The organism is Microbacterium sp. NPDC080005, assembly GCF_040702445.1.
Taxonomy (GTDB): Bacteria; Actinomycetota; Actinomycetes; order Actinomycetales; family Microbacteriaceae; genus Microbacterium; species Microbacterium oleivorans_D.
The window spans coordinates 1327859-1345269 of record NZ_JBFBLD010000001.1; the positions used below are offsets into that span (position 1 = coordinate 1327859).

The 17411-nt window shown below is 69.6% G+C and carries 17 protein-coding genes; 2 read left to right on the forward strand and 15 right to left on the reverse strand.

Annotation, left to right across the window (positions count from 1 at the left end; all coding sequences use genetic code 11):
* The first annotated feature begins 17 nt into the window (after positions 1–17).
* Entirely contained in the window at positions 18–578 is a 561-nt protein-coding gene (locus tag AB0259_RS06485) for a DUF3043 domain-containing protein (RefSeq protein ID WP_217531295.1), read from the forward strand.
* 73 nt (positions 579–651) lie between these two features.
* Here AB0259_RS06485 and AB0259_RS06490 read toward each other — a convergent pair whose 3' ends face one another.
* The 5 genes from AB0259_RS06490 to dnaE form a co-directional block, all read right to left on the reverse strand.
* Positions 652–1671, reverse strand: a complete 1020-nt coding sequence (locus AB0259_RS06490; protein ID WP_366219991.1) for a quinone-dependent dihydroorotate dehydrogenase — start codon at positions 1669–1671, stop codon at positions 652–654.
* Between the two features lie 37 nt (positions 1672–1708).
* Positions 1709–2182 (reverse strand): transcriptional regulator NrdR, encoded by a 474-nt coding sequence (nrdR, locus tag AB0259_RS06495; protein WP_251580503.1) that lies wholly within the window; start codon positions 2180–2182, stop codon positions 1709–1711.
* A 13-nt stretch (positions 2183–2195) separates the two neighbouring features.
* Positions 2196–3497, reverse strand: coding sequence for a histidinol dehydrogenase (gene hisD, locus AB0259_RS06500; protein WP_366219990.1), 1302 nt, complete (start codon positions 3495–3497; stop codon positions 2196–2198).
* A 20-nt stretch (positions 3498–3517) separates the two neighbouring features.
* Positions 3518–4672: a hypothetical protein gene (locus AB0259_RS06505; RefSeq protein WP_366219989.1), complete on the reverse strand. Its 1155-nt coding sequence runs from the start codon at positions 4670–4672 to the stop codon at positions 3518–3520.
* 65 nt (positions 4673–4737) lie between these two features.
* The gene (gene dnaE, locus AB0259_RS06510; RefSeq protein WP_308222248.1) at positions 4738–8256 is read right to left on the reverse strand and encodes a DNA polymerase III subunit alpha; all 3519 of its coding nucleotides are present in this window, start codon (positions 8254–8256) and stop codon (positions 4738–4740) included.
* A gap of 48 nt (positions 8257–8304) precedes the next feature.
* Here dnaE and AB0259_RS06515 point away from each other — a divergent pair, with 48 nt between their 5' ends.
* Positions 8305–8778, forward strand: a complete 474-nt coding sequence (locus AB0259_RS06515) for an NUDIX domain-containing protein (protein WP_366219988.1) — start codon at positions 8305–8307, stop codon at positions 8776–8778.
* Between the two features lie 35 nt (positions 8779–8813).
* On the opposite strand, the gene AB0259_RS06520 is transcribed toward AB0259_RS06515, so the two are convergent.
* The 10 genes from AB0259_RS06520 to AB0259_RS06565 form a co-directional block, all read right to left on the reverse strand.
* On the reverse strand, positions 8814–9737 hold the full coding sequence (locus AB0259_RS06520; RefSeq protein WP_251580499.1) for an RluA family pseudouridine synthase: 924 nt from the start codon (positions 9735–9737) through the stop codon (positions 8814–8816).
* Complete coding sequence (gene lspA / locus AB0259_RS06525) at positions 9724–10335, reverse strand: signal peptidase II (RefSeq protein WP_251580498.1); 612 nt, start codon at positions 10333–10335, stop codon at positions 9724–9726. The genes AB0259_RS06520 and lspA overlap by 14 nt, the downstream gene beginning before the upstream one ends.
* A gap of 11 nt (positions 10336–10346) precedes the next feature.
* Positions 10347–10952 (reverse strand): DivIVA domain-containing protein, encoded by a 606-nt coding sequence (locus AB0259_RS06530; RefSeq protein WP_366219986.1) that lies wholly within the window; start codon positions 10950–10952, stop codon positions 10347–10349.
* A gap of 115 nt (positions 10953–11067) precedes the next feature.
* Complete coding sequence (locus AB0259_RS06535) at positions 11068–11370, reverse strand: YggT family protein (protein ID WP_064002334.1); 303 nt, start codon at positions 11368–11370, stop codon at positions 11068–11070.
* Between the two features lie 4 nt (positions 11371–11374).
* Positions 11375–11821: a cell division protein SepF gene (gene sepF / locus AB0259_RS06540; protein WP_251580496.1), complete on the reverse strand. Its 447-nt coding sequence runs from the start codon at positions 11819–11821 to the stop codon at positions 11375–11377.
* A 32-nt stretch (positions 11822–11853) separates the two neighbouring features.
* Positions 11854–12540: a YggS family pyridoxal phosphate-dependent enzyme gene (locus tag AB0259_RS06545; protein WP_251580495.1), complete on the reverse strand. Its 687-nt coding sequence runs from the start codon at positions 12538–12540 to the stop codon at positions 11854–11856.
* Positions 12541–12546: 6 nt separating this feature from the next.
* Positions 12547–13707: a cell division protein FtsZ gene (ftsZ, locus tag AB0259_RS06550; protein ID WP_251580494.1), complete on the reverse strand. Its 1161-nt coding sequence runs from the start codon at positions 13705–13707 to the stop codon at positions 12547–12549.
* Between the two features lie 156 nt (positions 13708–13863).
* A complete protein-coding gene (locus tag AB0259_RS06555) occupies positions 13864–14871 on the reverse strand; it encodes an FtsQ-type POTRA domain-containing protein (RefSeq protein ID WP_366219985.1) in 1008 nt (335 codons plus the stop codon).
* A 2-nt stretch (positions 14872–14873) separates the two neighbouring features.
* Positions 14874–16268, reverse strand: coding sequence for a UDP-N-acetylmuramate--L-alanine ligase (gene murC, locus AB0259_RS06560; RefSeq protein WP_366219983.1), 1395 nt, complete (start codon positions 16266–16268; stop codon positions 14874–14876).
* Between the two features lie 68 nt (positions 16269–16336).
* A complete protein-coding gene (locus tag AB0259_RS06565; protein WP_366219981.1) occupies positions 16337–17410 on the reverse strand; it encodes a UDP-N-acetylglucosamine--N-acetylmuramyl-(pentapeptide) pyrophosphoryl-undecaprenol N-acetylglucosamine transferase in 1074 nt (357 codons plus the stop codon).
* Position 17411: the final 1 nt, after the last annotated feature.

The following is a 17411-nucleotide window of genomic DNA, read 5'->3' on the forward strand; positions in this document are numbered from 1 at the left end:
TTCCGAGGAACCGCCCCGTGGCAAAGACACCGCCTCCCGCCGACACCGCCCCCGACGCCCCCACCGGCGCCGGGAAGAACCGCCCGACGCCCACGCGCGCCGAGCAGGAAGCGGCGCGCAAGCGGCCTCTCGTGGCGAACACGAAGGAGGCTCGTGCGCGAGCGAAGGCGGAGCTCGCGGCCCAGCGCGAGAAGGCCCGGATCGGCATGGCCAACGGCGACGAGCGCTACCTGACGCCTCGCGACCGCGGCCCGCAGCGGCGCTTCGCGCGCGACTACACCGACGCCGGCTGGCACTTCGGCGAGCTCGTCATGCCGCTGCTCGTCATCGTCATCCTCTTCGCCCTGGTCCCGAACACCGCCGTCGTCTTCTACGCGTACATCGGCCTCTGGGCCTACCTGCTCTTCGTGGTCGCCGACATGATCATGCTCTCGCGCAAGGTGAAGAAGCTCGCCGCCGCCAAGTGGGGCGACCGCCGCGAGAAGGGTCTCGGCTGGTACGCGGCGATGCGCTCGGTGCAGATGCGGTTCATGCGTCTGCCGAAGCCGCAGGTCAAGCGGGGCGAATACCCGAGCTGAGCCCCGGACAACCACGACGGCCCCGCACCGGAAGGTGCGGGGCCGTCGTCGTGGGTGGAGCGGATGCCGGGGCTCAGCGCACCAGCCCGCGGTTAACCTCGCGCGCCCAGAGCGGTCCGCGATAGATGAATGCGCTGTAGCCCTGCACGAGGTCGGCACCGGCGGCGAGCCGCTCACGAATGTCCCTGGCGGTCTCCACTCCCCCGGCGGCGATGACGCAGAAGTCGGCGGGCACCGCCGCGCGCACCCGGCGGAGCACGTCGAGCGAGCGCTGCCGGAGCGGGGCACCGGAGAGGCCTCCGGCCCCCATCGCCTCGACGCGTGCGGCATCCGTCGTCAGTCCCGTCCGAGCGATCGTCGTGTTCGTCGCGACGATGCCGGCCAGCCCGGTGTCGACCGCGAGAGCGGCGATGCCGTCGATCTCGTCGTCCGTGAGATCAGGGGCGATCTTCACGAGGAGCGGTGTGGCGCCCGCGGCATCCTTCACCGCGGTCAGCAGAGGACGCAGGGTCTCGACGGCCTGGAGACCGCGCAGCCCCGGGGTGTTCGGGGAGGAGACGTTCACGACGAGGTAGTCGGCCACCGGGGCGACGAGTCGCGTGCTGGCGACATAGTCCGCCGTGGCGTCGGCGACGTCTACGATGCGCGACTTGCCGATGTTCGCGCCGAGGACCGGGCGGTGCGCGCGTCGCCGCATGCGCGCCAGACGGCCTGCGACGACAGCGGCGCCCTCGTTGTTGAACCCCATGCGGTTGATGAGCGCGCGGTCGGCGGGGAGGCGGAACAGGCGCGGGCGCGGGTTGCCCTCCTGAGGGATCGCCGTGACGGTACCCACCTCAATGTGCCCGAATCCGAGAGCGTGCAGGCCGAGCGCCCCGACGGCGTTCTTGTCGAAGCCCGCGGCCACGCCGAAGGGTGAGTCGAAGACCAGGCCGAGCGCCTCGGTACGCAGCCGCGGGTCCGGTCGCGTGAGAGCTCGCGCGACCCAGGAGAACGGGGGGACGCCGGCGAGGCGGATGACGACCATCCCGAGATGGTGGGCCGTCTCGGGGTCCAGTCGGCGGAGGACGAGGTCGAAGAGGAGTCGATACATCGGCTCCCAGCCTAGGGCGACGGCGCAGACGCCGTGATCAGACCTCGTCCCGCGGGACCCGCTGCGCGTGATCCGCGCGGAGCAGCGCGATCGCCTCGTCGAAGTCGTCGAGCGTCTCGAAGGCCTGGTACACGCTCGCGAAACGCAGGTAGGCGATCTCGTCCAGTTCGCGGAGAGGCCCGAGGATCGCCAGACCGATCTCGTTCGTGTCGATCTGCGAGACACCGGTCTGGCGGACGGCCTCTTCGACGGCCTGGGCGAGCATGGCGAGATCCGCCTCGGTGACGGGGCGACCCTGGCACGCCTTGCGGACGCCCGACATGACCTTCTCGCGGCTGAACGACTCGATCACGCCGGAGCGCTTGATGACGTTCAGACTCGCCGTCTCGATCGTGGAGAACCGTCCACCGCACTCAGGGCACTGCCGACGACGACGGATGCTGAGCCCGTCGTCGCTCGTGCGCGAGTCGATGACGCGGGAATCGGAGTGACGGCAGAACGGGCAGTGCATGGCGGCATCCAGCCTACGCGTCGAAGCGCGCCGTCACGGCCTCACCGTGCGCCGGCAGGATCTCGGCGCCGGCGAGCGTCACGATGTCGTCGTGCACCGCCTCGAGTGCCTCGCGGTCGTAGGTGATGACCTGCTGCGGGCGGAGGAAGGTGGATGCCGAGAGGCCGGACGCGTATCTCGCCTGACCGCCCGTCGGCAGCACATGGTTGCTGCCCGCGAGGTAGTCGCCCAGACTCACCGGGGTCCAGGCGCCGACGAACACGGCGCCGGCGTTGACGAAGTCCTCCGGGTGCGGATCGGCCAGGTGCAGCTCGAGGTGCTCGGGCGCGTACGCGTTGCTGAACGCCGTCGCCGTGGAGATGTCGTCGACGAGGACGACGGCGGACTGCGGACCGGCCAGCGCCTGCGCGACGCGGTCGGCGTGGTGCGTCGCGGCCGAGCGCCGCTCGACCTCGACCACGACCGCCTCGGCGAGGGCGGGTGCGTCGGTCACGAGGACGGCTGCCGCCTGCTCGTCGTGTTCAGCCTGACTGACGAGATCGGCGGCGACCAGCCGCGCATCGGCGGAGTCGTCGGCCACGATCAGGATCTCGGTGGCGCCTGCTTCGGAGTCCGTGCCGACCATGCCGGCCACGACACGCTTGGCGAGGGCGACGAAGTTGTTGCCGGGGCCCGAGATCACGTCGACCGGGTCGAGGCCGAGCCCGGGAACGCCGTGCGCATAGGCGCCGATCGCCCCGGCGCCGCCCATCGCGTAGACCTCGGTGATCCCGAGGAGCCGTGCCGCGGCCAGGATGACCGGGTGCACCCGGCCGCCGTGATCGCGCTGAGGCGGGGAGGCGAGAGCGACCTGCGCGACGCCGGCGACCTGCGCGGGCACGACGTTCATCACGACACTCGAGGGATAGACCGCTTTGCCGCCGGGCACGTAGACCCCAGCCCGGCGGACGGGCCGCCAGTGCTGCTCGACGCGCGCTCCGGGACCGATCTCGGTCACGACGGGCGCCGGAACCTGGGCGGCCGACGCCCGGCGGACCCGATCGATCGCCTTCTCGAGCGCACGACGGATCGCCGGGTCGAGGGAGGTCAGTGCCTCATCGAGGTGGGCGGCCGGGACCCGGATGTCGTGACCCTCCACGCCGTCGAACCGCGCGGCCTGCTCACGCAGGGACGCCTCGCCCCGGGCCGCGACGTCCGCGACGACCGCTGCCGCCGTCGTCAGCGCCTCGTCTCGCGCAGCGGTGGCACGGGGAACAGCGGCGAGGAGGTCGGCCGGGGAGGCGGCGCGACCGCGGAGGTCGATCGTGCGGAGCATCCCACCAGGGTACCGGCGGCTCAGCCCCGGGTGACGCCCGAGACGTCCGTCAGGTAGCCGATCCGGCCGTCCTCGTGGCGCACGACGAACGAGTCCCCGCGGTCCTCGATGACGAGCGCCCACGCGGTCGGGCCGATGCGGAACAGCGGGGTCCCGTTCTCGTCCACGACGTCGCGCTCGACCGGGGCGAGCGCCCAGAACGCCTGGTGCGCGGAGGCCGGAGCCGGCGCAGGCTCGTCGTCCTCGATCGGGTCACCGAGCGGTGCCGGGTCGGGGTCGACCGACGGCGCCGCCATCGTGAAGCGGGCGTCGGAGATCGGACGCGCCACGACGGGGCGCGCGCCGCGGGCGACGCGGTGCGAGACGGTCTCGCTGCGGTGGAGGAAGTCCTCGTGGAACGGCGGGATGAAGGGAGCCACCACGGTCAGCGCGACACCGGCGGCCATGAGGATGACCTCGACCCACACGACCCAGCTGCTCAGCCAGATGCCGGTGGCGGCGCCGCGGGCGATGTTGTTCCAGAGCCAGCTCAACCAGAGCACAGCCGAGACGGAGAAGGCGACGGAGGCGAATTGATCGATCCCCAGGGAGCCGACCCGACGGATGCCGTCGGGCGAGAAGCGGCGGAGCACGAGCAGGAAGACCGCCACCGTCGGCACGCCGATCGCGAGGATCCAGTCGATGCCCGACGACCATACGCTCGAGTCACCCAGAAGCTGGGTGTAGGGGCTGTCCCCGTAGAGCGGGAAGAACGAGAAGATGAATGCGAGTGCCCAGACGCCGAGCAACGACACCTCGCGCAGCGAGAACGGCCCGATGCCGTACTGCGGGGGGATGTGTCCGGGCTCGGCGGGGCTCGTGGGATCCGCTGGGTCGATCGGCTCTGCCGCGTTCGTCGGCTCTGCCATGTGGGTCGGATCGACGGGGGCGACGACAGGCTCGTCCGGGGCCGAGGCGGGGACCTCGTCGGCGGGCTGCGCGACGGTGGGCGCCTCGGTCTCTGCGGGGACGGGAGCCCCGGCATCCGCCGAGAAGTCGTACGCCTCGGTCTCGTTGTCGGCGGACGAGGTGTCGTACACCGCAGTCTCGGGCGCACGGACCACGGTGATGTCGAGATCCTCGACACTGCTTCCGTTCTCGTCGGGCGTCTCGGGGGTCGGCTTCTGATCGGTCACGATGCTCCTTCCGCGCGGCGCCGGGGGGCACCGCCTGCGATCCTACCCCGCTCGGTTCAGCCGACTCAGCCGAGACACTGGGGTCCCAGCAGACCCTTCAACTCGCCATAGAGGTCGACTGTCACCCCCACCTGCGCGGGGACCTCGAAGACCTTGGCGACGCCTGCCCGATGCAGCTTGAGCGTCACCTCCGTGTTCCCCGGATGCCGGTCCAGGACCGCCGCGAGCTGACCGATCGTCGTCTCCGTCGCCCGATGCTCGGGGAGGAGGAGGACGAGCGGCCCCGCCGCATCCACCGATCCGAGGTCGGGTACGAACGCGGACTGACCGTGCAGGTTGCGCCCGTCGTCGCGCTGGGAGACCCGACCTCGGACGACGAGGATCGAGTCGGCCTGCAGCATCGACTGGAACTCGGTGTACGTCTTGCCCATGAACATGACGGTCACCTCACCGTCGAAGTCCTCGACGGTGATCATGCCGTACGGATTGCCGCTCTGCTTCGCGACGCGGTGCTGCACACTCGTGACCAGACCCGCGATCGTGACGATGTCCCCGTCGGAGATGTCCTCGGAGACGAGGAGGTCGTGGATGGAGGTGGAGGCGTGTTTGGCCAGCGGGATCTCCAGCCCGGCCAGCGGATGATCGGAGACATAGAGGCCGAGCATCTCGCGTTCGAAGGCGAGCTTGTCCTTCTTCGTCCACTCCGGACGCTCCGGGACACGCGCGACCTGCTGCGGCTCGTCGTCGCCCCACAGGCTGTCGAAGTCGAATCCGACCTCGCCGTTGGCCTCGCGGCGCTTGTCGAGGACCGCCTGCTCGGTCGCGTCCTCGTGGATCTCCATGAGCGCGCGCCGCGTGGAACCGAGCGAGTCGAACGCCCCTGCCTTGATGAGCGATTCCACGGTCCGCTTGTTCGCGACGTGGGCGGGGACCTTCGCCAGGAAGTCGTGGAAGCTCGCGTACGCTCCATCCGCTCGCGCCGAGACGATCCCGTCCACGACGTTGGTGCCGACGTTGCGCACAGCGCCGAGCCCGAAGCGGATGTCCTCGCCGACCGCCGCGAAGTAGCGGATCGACTCCCCCACGTCGGGCGGCAGCACACGGATGCCCATCCGACGGCATTCGTTCAGGTACACCGCCATCTTGTCCTTCGAGTCGCCGACACTCGTGAGGAGGGCGGCCATGTACTCGGCGGGATAGTGCGCCTTGAGGTACGCGGTCCAGTAGGACACCAGCCCATAGGCGGCGGAGTGGGCTTTGTTGAACGCGTAGTCGGAGAAGGGCAGCAGGATGTCCCAGAGGGCCTTGATCGCGCCCTCGCCGAAACCGCGTTCCTTCATGCCGCCCGAGAAGCCCTCGTACTGCTTGTCGAGCTCGGACTTCTTCTTCTTGCCCATCGCGCGCCGCAGGATGTCGGCCTGACCGAGCGAGAAGCCGGCCACCTTCTGCGCGATCGCCATGACTTGTTCCTGATAGATGATCAGGCCGTACGTCGTGTCGAGGATCTCCCGCAGCGGCTCCTCGAGCTCCGGGTGGATGGGGGTGATCGGCTGCACGCCGTTCTTGCGCAGGGCGTAGTTCGTGTGCGAGTTCGCCCCCATGGGGCCCGGTCGGTACAGCGCGATGACGGCCGAGATGTCCTCGAAGTTGTCGGGCTTCATGAGGCGCAGCAGCGACCGCATCGGCCCGCCGTCCAGCTGGAAGACGCCGAGTGTGTCACCGCGACTCAGCAGGTCGTAGGCCGCACGGTCGTCCAGCTCCAGGTGCTCGAGATCGAGCTCCTCCCCGCGGTTGCTGCGGATGTTGTCGAGGGCGTCGGAGATGATCGTGAGGTTGCGCAGCCCCAGGAAGTCCATCTTGATGAGGCCGAGGGTCTCGCACGACGGATAGTCGAACTGCGTGACGATCTGACCGTCCTGCTCGCGCCGCATGATCGGGATGATGTCGATCAAGGGCTCGCTCGACATGATGACCCCGGCCGCGTGCACACCCCACTGGCGCTTCAGACCTTCGAGGCCGATCGCCCGGTCGAAGACCGTCTTCGCCTCGGGGTCCGTCTCGATGAGCGAGCGGAACTCGCTCGCCTCCTTGTACCGCGGATGCTTCGCGTCGAACATGCCGCCGAGCTCCATGTCCTTGCCCATGACGGGCGGAGGCATCGCCTTGGTGAGGCGCTCGCCCATGGAGAAGGGGAATCCGAGGACCCGACCGGCATCCTTCAGCGCCTGCTTCGACTTGATCGTGCCGTAGGTGACGATCTGCGCGACCCGCTCGGAGCCGTACTTCTCGGTCACGTAGTCGATGACCTCGCCGCGGCGGCGGTCGTCGAAGTCGACGTCGAAGTCGGGCATCGAGACGCGGTCGGGGTTGAGGAACCGCTCGAAGATCAGGCCGTGCTCGAGCGGATCGAGGTCGGTGATGCGCATGGCGTACGCGACCATCGAGCCCGCACCCGAGCCACGGCCGGGACCGACGCGGATGCCGTTGTCCTTGGCCCAGTTGATGAAGTCGGCGACGACGAGGAAGTACCCCGGGAAGCCCATCTGCAGGATGATCCCGGTCTCGTACTCGGCCTGCTTGCGGACCCGGTCGGGGATACCGTCCGGGTAGCGGTAGTGAAGGCCCGCCTCGACCTCCTTGATGAGCCAGCTGTCCTCGGTCTCGCCCTCGGGGACCGGGAAGCGGGGCATGTAGTTCGCTGAGGTGTTGAACTCGACCTCGCACCGCTCCGCGATGAGCAGGGTGTTGTCGCAGGCCTCGGGATGATCGCGGAAGAGCTGGCGCATCTCCTGCGCGGTCTTGATGTAGTAGCCGTCGCCGTCGAACTTGAAGCGGTTCGGGTCGTCGAGCGTCGATCCCGACTGCACGCAGAGGAGGGCGGCGTGAGCGTCGGCCTCGTGCTGGTGCGTGTAGTGCGAGTCGTTGGTCGCGACGAGCGGAATGCCGAGGTCCTTCGACAGGCGGATGAGGTCGGTCATCACGCGACGCTCGATCGACAACCCGTGGTCCATGATCTCGGCGAAGTAGTTCTCCTTGCCGAAGATGTCCTGGAACTCGGCAGCGGCGGCTCGGGCCGCCTCGTACTGCCCCAGTCGCAGTCGGGTCTGCACCTCGCCCGACGGACAGCCGGTCGTCGCGATGAGGCCCTTGCCGTAGGTCTGCAGGAGCTCGCGGTCCATGCGCGGCTTGAAGTAGTAGCCCTCGATGCTCGACAGCGAGCTGAGCCGGAAGAGGTTGTGCATGCCCTCGGTGCTCTGACTCCACATCGTCATGTGGGTGTACGCACCGGAGCCGGAGACGTCGTCGCTCTTCTGATCGGGCGAGCCCCAGGCGACACGGGATTTGTCGCCGCGGTGGGTGCCCGGCGTGACGTAGGCCTCGAGACCGATGATCGGCTTGACCCCGGCGGACTGGGCGGCACGGTAGAACTCGAAGGCGGCGAAGGTGTTGCCGTGGTCGGTGACGGCGATCGCCGGCATCCCGTAATCAGCTGCCGCCTGCGTCATCGCGCCGATCTTCGCGGCCCCGTCGAGCATCGAATATTCGCTGTGCACGTGCAGATGGACGAAGGAATCGGATGCCACGGATCGAGTCTACGTTCCGGGTCCGACACGGGACCTAGGCTGGTCGGCATGGTCACTCCCGAGTTCGTCCTCGCCCTGCGCGAGAAGATCGGCACTGCCCCGCTCCCCCTCGTCGGAGTCACCGCGATCGTCTTCCGCGACGAGAAGGTGCTGATCGGACGGCGGGCGGACAACGGGTCGTGGCAACCCGTGTCGGGCATCGTCGATCCCGGAGAGGAGCCCGCCGACGCGGCCGTGCGGGAGTGTCGCGAGGAGGCGGGCGTCGTGGTGCGCGCCACCCGCCTCGCCGCCGTCCAACAGATCCCCCGCATCGAGTACGCCAACGGCGACCAGGTCGACTACCTCGACCTCGTCTTCCGCTGCGACTGGGTGTCGGGCGAGCCGCATCCGGCCGACGGGGAACTCACCGAGGTCGGGTGGTTCGGCCTCGGCGAGCTGGTGGACGTCGATCAGACCCACGTTCGCAAGATCGCCCTCGCCATCGCCGAAGACGATCCCGCGAGCTTCGCCGGCGGCCGCTGACTTTCAGGGCAGGTCACGGTGCTCCGCTCCGAGGATCACGACTGGTCGCGCAGCATCTCCAGGGCGTGGGCGAGGTCCGCCGGATACTCCGAGCGGAAGGTCGACCACACCCCCGTCGCGGGGTGAGCGAAGGAGAGCTCGCGCGCGTGGAGCCACTGCCGGGTGAGCCCCAGCCGCTGCGCGAGCGTCGGGTCGCCGCCGTAAAGGGGATCTCCGACGCACGGATGCCGGTGGGCGGCCATGTGCACCCGGATCTGGTGCGTGCGCCCCGTCTCGAGATGCACCTCGAGCAGCGAGGCACGGGGGAACGCCTCGAGCGTCTCGTAGTGCGTCACCGAGTCCTTGCCGTCGGGGGTGACCGAGAACTTCCATGAGTGGCTGGGGTGGCGGCCGATGGGCGCGTCGATGGTCCCGACCAAGGGGTCGGGGTGGCCCTGGACGACCGTGTGGTAGATCTTGTCGACCTCGCGTTCCTTGAACGCACGCTTCAACGCGGTGTACGAACGCTCCGTCTTCGCGACGACCATGAGACCGCTCGTGCCGACGTCCAGCCGGTGCACGACACCCTGTCGCTCGGCGGCGCCCGACGTCGCGATACGGAACCCTGCCGCCGCCAGGGCCCCGACGACGGTCGGGCCCTCCCACCCCAGCGAAGGATGCGCGGCGACACCCGCCGGCTTGTCGACCACGACGATGTCGTCGTCGTCGTGGACGATACCGAGATCGGGTACGGCGATCGCGACGATCTCAGGACCCCGCTTGTCCTCCCAGTCGACCTGCAGCCAGGCGCCGGCGGCGAGCTTGTCGGACTTGCCGACGGTGCGCCCGTCGAGTTCCACCCCCCCTGCCTCCGCCACCTCTGCCGCGAAGGTCCGGGAGAAGCCGAGGAGCTTCGCCAACGCGGCGTCGACCCGCGTGCCGTCCAAGCCGTCGGGAACCGGGAGACTACGGCTGGGCATGAGGATCAGCGGGCGCCGACGACTCCTCGTCGACGGCGGTCGCCGCAGTCGCGGCATCCTTCTCCCGTGATCCGTCGAAACGGATGCCGAGGAGGACGAGGATCGCGACGGCGAGCATCATCGTGACGATGAACGAGTCGGCGACGTTGTAGATGGCCGACGGGAACCCCAGCCAGAGCCACGGCGTGTGGATGAAGTCGACGACGTGTCCGACGAGGAATCCGGGGGCGCGGAACAGACGGTCGCCGAGGTTTCCGAGGATGCCGCCGAGCAGCAGTCCGAGGACGATCGCCCAGGCTCGCGAGCGCACCCGCGTGACCGCGAGCACGACGATCGTCACGGCGGCGGCGGCGAGGACGAGGGTGAACACCCAGGTCACTCCCTCACCGAGGGAGAAGGCCGCTCCGGGGTTGAAGGTCAGGTACAGCTGGAAGAAGTCTCCGAGCACCGGGACCGCCTGCCGCTCGGGCAGGTTCTCGAGAGCGAGGAACTTCGTGAACTGGTCAGCGGCCAGCACCAGCACCGCGAGGATCGCGATGGTGGTGCCGGCCGCTGCGGCGCGCAGTGTCGTCCGCGACGCGGACGTTCGGCTCGACAACGTGCGAGTGGTCAGGACGCGGGGATGGGCGTCGAGCCCGAGGTGCCGGCGACGTCGAGGTCGCGCAGCTTCTCCTCGATGAAGCCACGCAGCTGGACGCGGTAGTCGCGCTCGAACTGACGCAGCTCGCTGATGCGGCCCTCGAGGGTGCCGCGCTCGCTCTCGAGGCGCGAGATCTCGTCGCGGGCCTTGGAGCGGGCCTCGTTGAGGATGGCGTCGGCCTCGGCCTGCGCCTCGGAGATGAGCTTCTCCTTCTGGGCCTTGCCCTCGGCCACGTGCTCGTCGTGCAGGCGCTGTGCGAGCTCGATGATGCCGGCGGACGCGGCTGCAGGAGCGGTTGCGCCGGCGGCGGGCGCTTCGGCGACGGGCTCGGACGGAGCCGGGGCCTCTTCGACGACCTCATCCTGCGGGGCGGATGCAGCGGCCTCGGGGGCGGGCGTCTCACCGGACTCGTAAGCCGCGAGCTTCGCCTTCAGCTCCTCGTTCTCAGCGATGGTCTTGCGCCACTCGACGACGATCTCGTCGAGGAAGTCGTCGACCTCATCCGGGTCGAAACCCTCCTTGAAGCGAACATGCTGGAACTGCTTGGTGACGACGTCTTCGGGAGTCAAAGGCATGTGTCTTTCCTCTTTCGGGGCTCAGGAAGCGGGCCGGTCAATGAAGACCCGCGAGGCGCGAGCCGTACCCCGACAGCATAGTCCGCGGCCGTCGTGGGTGCGACGACGGGGGGCGTCACACGCGGCTCAGGACCTGCGTGACGGACAGGAGCACGAAGCAGCACAGCATCGTGATCGGGAAGGCGAGATCCAGCGCGATGGGACCGATGCGCAGGGGCGGGATGAAGCGCCGGAAGAACTTCAGCGGCGGGTCGGTGACGGTGAACACGACCTCGGCGAAGACGAGCCACCCGCCGCGCGGACGCCACTCCCGGTTGAACATCGGGATGTACTCCAGCACCAGGCGTGCCAGGAGGAACAGCACATAGATGAGCAGGAGCGCGTTGAGGATCCCGGCGATGAGGCCGATGACCGACACGACGTCAGTGGGCGAAGGGGGCGGAGTCGGCGTCGCCCTGAGCGATCGCGCCTTCGCCGGAGACCGCGACGTTCTCGGGCGACAGCAGGAAGACCTTGCTCGTCACGCGCTCGATGCGGCCGTACAGCCCCAGCGAGAGGCCGCTGGCGAAGTCGATGAGACGACGGGCGTCGGCATCGCTCATCTGCGACAGGTTGATGATGATGGGGATGCCGTCCCGGAAGTTCTCGGCGATCATCTGCGCGTCGCGATACTGCTTCGGGTGCACCGTGACGATCTCGCTCACGGTGGCCGGAGCGGGCTGACGGACGACGGCCGGACGGTGGATGGGCGTCACGGGAGCGGTCTTGTTCTCGACCTGCTTCTCGCGGCGGGGAGCCGGCTCCTCGTAGACCTCTTCCTCGTCGGCGAGGCCCAGGTACACCATGGTCTTCTTGAGCGGGTTCGACATCGCATCCTCCGTATTGCTCGTCTGTGATGAGGCTAACCGTGCAGGGGCCTCGGGCCGGTGATTGCCGATCCGATCCGCAGGTGTGTCGCACCCGCGGCGATCGCCTCGGCGAAGTCGCCGGTCATCCCGGCGGAGATCCAGTCGGCATCGGGCGCCACGCGGCGCAGTTGCGCGGCGTGGGCGGCGAGCCTCGCGAAGGCCTCGGCGGGTTCCTCGCCGAGGGGTGCCACGGCCATGACGCCGCGCAGTCGCAGTGATGGGCAGGATCCCACGACATGCTCGGCGAGAGCCTCCACACCCGCGGGCTGAACGCCCCCGCGACCCGGGTCGTCGGTGAGGTTGATCTGGATGAGGACATCCAGGATGCTCTCGTCTCCGTCTTCGCGGGCGGAGTCGAGCGCGTCGGCGAGTCGCGCGCGGTCGACCGAATGCACCGCATCGGCATCCCGCCGCACGGCCTTCGCCTTGTTCGTCTGCGCCTGACCGATGAAGTGCCAGCGCAGCGGGCTTCCCGCGTACGCGACGCGTTTGGCGCTGAGTTCCTGCTGCCGGTTCTCACCGACATCGGCGACTCCGAGGGCGGCGAGGTCCTGCACGAGTTCGACGGGGTGGAACTTCGTCACGACGATGCGGGTGATCGTCGCGGGATCGCGGCCCGCCGACCGAGCGGCATCCGAGATGCGCGCGTCGATGTCGGCGAGCCGCGAACGCAGATCCACGAGGGATTACTTCAGGAAGTCGGGGATGTCGAGGTCGTCATCGCCGAAGGCCGAGTCGTAGTCACTCGACGAGGACGCGGGGGCGGACACCGTGACCGACTCGCGACCGCTGTGCTCGGCCGCGGCGAGGTCGCGAGCGACCGTGTCGGCGGGCAGCGGCGGCAGCACCGGAGCGGATGCCGGGCGCGACGCCGTGATCGGCTCCACCTTGACCTGCGGCTCGCCTCCGTCGAAGCCGGCGGCGATCACCGTGACGCGCACCTCGTCGCCGAGCGTGTCGTCGATGACGGTACCGAAGATGATGTTGGCCTCGGGGTGCGCGGCCTCCTTGACGAGCTGCGCGGCGTCATTGATCTCGAAGATGCCGAGGTTCGAACCACCCTGGATCGAGAGCAGCACGCCGTGCGCGCCTTCGATCGACGCCTCGAGCAGAGGCGACTCGACGGCGAGCTCGGCCGCCTTGATCGCGCGATCGGCACCGCGAGCGGATCCGATGCCCATGAGGGCCGAGCCCGCGCCCTGCATGACGGACTTGACGTCGGCGAAGTCGAGGTTGATGAGACCCGGGGTCGTGATCAGGTCCGTGATGCCCTGCACACCGGCGAGGAGAACCTGGTCGGCCGTGGCGAACGCCTCGATCATCGAGATGCCGCGGTCGCTGATCTCGAGCAGACGGTCGTTGGGCACGACGATGAGGGTGTCGACCTCTTCCTTGAGCTTTGAGACGCCCGCCTCGGCCTGCGTCTGACGACGACGCCCCTCGAACGAGAACGGCTTCGTCACGACACCGATGGTCAGTGCACCGATGGACTTCGCGATCCGCGCGACGACCGGAGCACCGCCGGTGCCGGTGCCGCCGCCCTCGCCCGCCGTGACGAAGACCATGTCGGCGCCCGCGAGCGCCTCCTCGATCTCCTCGGCGTGGTCCTCGGCGGCGCGACGACCCACCTCGGGGTCGGCGCCGGCGCCCAGACCTCGCGTGAGCTCGCGGCCCACGTCGAGCTTGATGTCGGCGTCGCTCATCAGCAGCGCCTGGGCGTCCGTGTTGACGGCGATGAACTCGACGCCGCGAAGGCCGAGCTCGATCATGCGGTTGACGGCGTTCACACCGCCACCGCCCACGCCAACGACCTTGATCACAGCAAGGTAGTTCTGGTTCTGGCTCACGCCGGCCTCCGTATCGTCCTGAACCTCGAGTGCAAACCTTCAACCTCAACCAGAGGTTTAAAGAATTGCCGAGTATGCAATTCCTGATTCCGAAGGTAAGCGGCCAGGCGACGCGCGGCCGCAGCGACGTGGGCGTGTCGCGCGATCTGATCCGGCTCAGCGGATGACGACCGCGCCGGGCGAGGAGATGTCGTATTCGTCGACCTCGGACGGGGGCTTCGCAGCCATCGCAGCCGTGAGGACGCGCGACTTCTCCACCGGGTCGTCAGAGCTGCCCCACACGATGTCCGCCCCGTCGATCGTGAGGGTCACATCGTCGGGAGTCGTGGCGGCCATCGCGGTCACCTGGGTGCGCAGATCCTCGGGAAGCGAGCGATACACCGCACCGACTGCGCGGAACGCGCGCGATCCGACGCCACCGGTCGCCTCGATCGCCGGATACCCCTTCGGCGCCTCCTCGGAGGTGGACAGGACGACCCCGGCGGCATCGACGAGGGAGAACCCACCGCGGGTCGAGACCACGCCGACCGGAGTCCGTTCGATGATCCGCACCACCAGCTCCTGAGGCGGACGAGCCTCGATCGAGTAGCTCTCCACGAGTGGGAAACCGACGAGTGCCGCCTTCACCGCACTGGAGTCCACGAGCGCCAGCGGCGTGCCCTTCTCCCCCGCCAGCGCGGCCTCGACCGCGTCGGGATCGAGCCGATCCGTGCCGAGAACCGTGATGCGGGAGACGGCGAACAGAGGACTGTAGGCGGTCGCGACGGCTCCCAGTCCGACGACCAGGACGGCCGCGAGCGAGGCGATCCAGACGGAGCGGCGGCGGCGCTGACGGACGGTGAACCGCCGCACCTCGCGACGGAGGGCCCGGCGGCGGGCGCGCGCCGCCGCCCAGACGTCTCGCACGCCGAGCGGGCGGTCACCGGCATCCGGAGTCTTCTCGTCGGGGACGACGTCGTCGGCGGCGACCGTCGGCGCGAACGGGACGAGACGGCCGGGCCGCGCCGGCTCGATGACCTCGGTGATCTGTTCCGGCGACGGGTCCCGGTCGGGTGCCGTCCGTTCCGCGTGGGGCGGGCCGGTCGGAGCCGGCTCGACCGGAGTCGCCTCCGCGGCGGGTCGACGTGCCGGCGGCGTCGTCGGCAGGGGGGACGGCCGCCGCATCGTCACTCCTGCCCGAGCGCGTCGAGGACCTGCGGGATGATGCGGTAGACGTCGCCGCAGCCGAGGGTGATGACGTAGTCGCCGGGCCGGGCCACCGAGGCCGTGTACTCGGCCGCCTGCTGCCAGTCGGCGACGAAGCGCACCCGGTCCTGATCGGCGAACGCGCCGCTGACGAGGGCCCCGGTGACACCCGGGACGGGGTCCTCACGGGCGCCGTACACGTCCAGGACGACGGTGTGGTCGGCACGCGATTCGAGGACGTCTGCGAATTCGCGGTACATGGCCTGCGTGCGCGAGTAGGTGTGCGGCTGATGGACGGCGATGATGCGCCCGTCGCCGACGACCGTACGCGCCGCCGCCAGCGCGGCGTCGACTTCGGTCGGGTGGTGGGCGTAGTCGTCGTAGACCGCGACCCCCGCGCGGACGCCGTGGAGCTCGAACCGACGGATGGTCCCGCCGAACTGTTCGACCGCGCGCAGCGCCGGCTCCAGCTCGTACCCGAGGGTGAGGAGCACCGCGACGGCACCGGCGGCGTTGACGGCGTTGTGCGCACCGGGGACGCTGAGCGCACCCGAGGCGGACCGCCCGCCGTGGTGGAGCGTGAACGAGACCGGTCCGTCGGTGAGGATGTCGCCCACACGGACATCCGCCTCGGCGGCCGTCCCGAAGGTCACGACGTTGCCGTGCGACAGCGACGCGGTGACCTCGCGGGCTCCGGGGTCGTCGGCGGAGATGACGACGGCCTGCGAGGCTGCATCCGCGAAGCGGACGAACCCCTCGTAGAACGCCTCGCGCGAGCCCCAGTGGTCGAGGTGGTCCGGGTCGACGTTGGTGATCAGCGCGACGGCGGTGTCGTAGAGCCGGAACGACCCGTCCGACTCGTCGGCTTCGATGACGAAGAGGTCGCCCGAACCGGTGCCGCTGGAGACGCCGAGCGAGGCGATGACACCGCCGTTGACGAAAGTCGGATCCGCACCGATCGCGCGGAGCCCCGTCACGATCATGCCGGTCGAGGTGGTCTTGCCGTGCGCTCCCGCCACGCTCACCAGGCGGCGACCGCCGACGAGCCAGTGGAGCGCCTGCGACCGGTGCAGAACGGGCACTCCCCGCTCCTTCGCCAGGAGGTACTCCGGGTTCTCGGGCCAGATGGCGCCGGTGAACACCACCGCGTCGACGTCGTCCGGCAGGTTCGCGGCGTCGTGCCCGACGTGGACCGCCGCGCCGCGCGCCGCCAGCGCCTGCATCGCCGCACTGTCGGAGCGGTCGGATCCCGATACACGGATGCCGCGATCGAGGAACATCCCGGCGAGACCCGACATCCCGGAACCGCCGATCCCGATGAAGTGGGCGGCGGTGATGTCCGCAGGGATGGGGAGCGTGAGATCGGGGCGAATCATGGCCCGTCAAGTCTAGGTCGGGCGGGCTGCGGGGTCGTCGCGGCGCGCTGGCCGCCCGCTCTCGGACCTCAGCGCGCCAGCGCTCGGTCGATCAGACCGATGACGTTCTCGCTGCCCGAACGGGTGCCGACCTGCGCCGCCGCCGCCCGCATGCGCCCTAGTGCAGAGGAGTCCGTCAGGAGCGGCACGACGGTCGACCGGATGCGGTCGCCCGTCAGTTCCGCGTCGGGGATGATCACGGCCGCACCGGCCGCGACCGCGGATGCCGCATTGAGGGCCTGTTCCCCGTTGCCGACGGCGTAGGGAACGTACACGGCGGGGATTCCGAGTGCGCTGAGCTCGCTGACGGTCGCCGCGCCAGAACGCGAGACGACCGCGTCGGCGAGGGCGAAGGCGAGGTCCATGCGGTCGATGTACGGCACGATCCGGTAGGCGGGGTCACCGGGATCGGCGATGTCGTTGCGCTCGCCCGCGGCGTGCAGGATCTGCCAGCCTGCGGCGACGATGTCCTCCCACGCGTCCGCGAACGCCCGGTTGAGTCGGACGGCGCCGAGCGACCCGCCGAACACGAGCAGGACGGGACGGGCGGCATCCAGTCCGAACTCCGCGGCGGCGTCGGCACGGAGGGCATCCCGGTCGAGGGTCACGATCTCGGGGCGCAGCGGCATCCCGACGACCTCGGCACCCCGCAGCGGGGTGCCCTCGAAGGCGACACCGGATGCCGCGGCGCCGCGCGCGCCCAGTACGTTGGCCAGTCCGGGCTTGGCGTTAGCCTCGTGCACGACGACCGGAATCCGCGCGCGACGTGCGGCGACGTAGGCGGGAGCCGAGGCATACCCCCCGAAACCGACGACGACATCGACCGAGCGCTCCCGGATGTGACCGCGGACCTGACGCACCGCGCGCGCGAACCGGGCAGGGAACCGGAGCGCCGCGGCATCCGGTCGACGCGGGAACGGGACCTTGTCGACGAACAGCAGCTCGTATCCGCGCTCCGGGACCAGTCGGGCCTCCAGGCCCTCGCGGGTACCCAGCACCAGCACGGTGGCGTCCGGGTCGCGGGCCATCAGGGCGTCGGCGACGGCGAGCAGCGGATTGACGTGGCCCGCGGTGCCACCGCCGGCCAAGAGGTACGTGGTCACC

Bases quoted from the DNA above. Each gene is read 5' to 3' on its own strand.
- AB0259_RS06490 (WP_366219991.1), bottom strand. From the start codon at position 1,671: ATGTATCGACTCCTCTTCGACCTCGTCCTCCGCCGACTGGACCCCGAG.
- nrdR (WP_251580503.1), bottom strand. From the start codon at position 2,182: ATGCACTGCCCGTTCTGCCGTCACTCCGATTCCCGCGTCATCGACTCG.
- hisD (WP_366219990.1), bottom strand. From the start codon at position 3,497: ATGCTCCGCACGATCGACCTCCGCGGTCGCGCCGCCTCCCCGGCCGAC.
- AB0259_RS06515 (WP_366219988.1), top strand. From the start codon at position 8,305: ATGGTCACTCCCGAGTTCGTCCTCGCCCTGCGCGAGAAGATCGGCACT.
- AB0259_RS06520 (WP_251580499.1), bottom strand. From the start codon at position 9,737: ATGCCCAGCCGTAGTCTCCCGGTTCCCGACGGCTTGGACGGCACGCGG.
- AB0259_RS06530 (WP_366219986.1), bottom strand. From the start codon at position 10,952: ATGCCTTTGACTCCCGAAGACGTCGTCACCAAGCAGTTCCAGCATGTT.
- sepF (WP_251580496.1), bottom strand. From the start codon at position 11,821: ATGTCGAACCCGCTCAAGAAGACCATGGTGTACCTGGGCCTCGCCGAC.
- AB0259_RS06555 (WP_366219985.1), bottom strand. From the start codon at position 14,871: ATGCGGCGGCCGTCCCCCCTGCCGACGACGCCGCCGGCACGTCGACCC.
- murC (WP_366219983.1), bottom strand. From the start codon at position 16,268: ATGATTCGCCCCGATCTCACGCTCCCCATCCCTGCGGACATCACCGCC.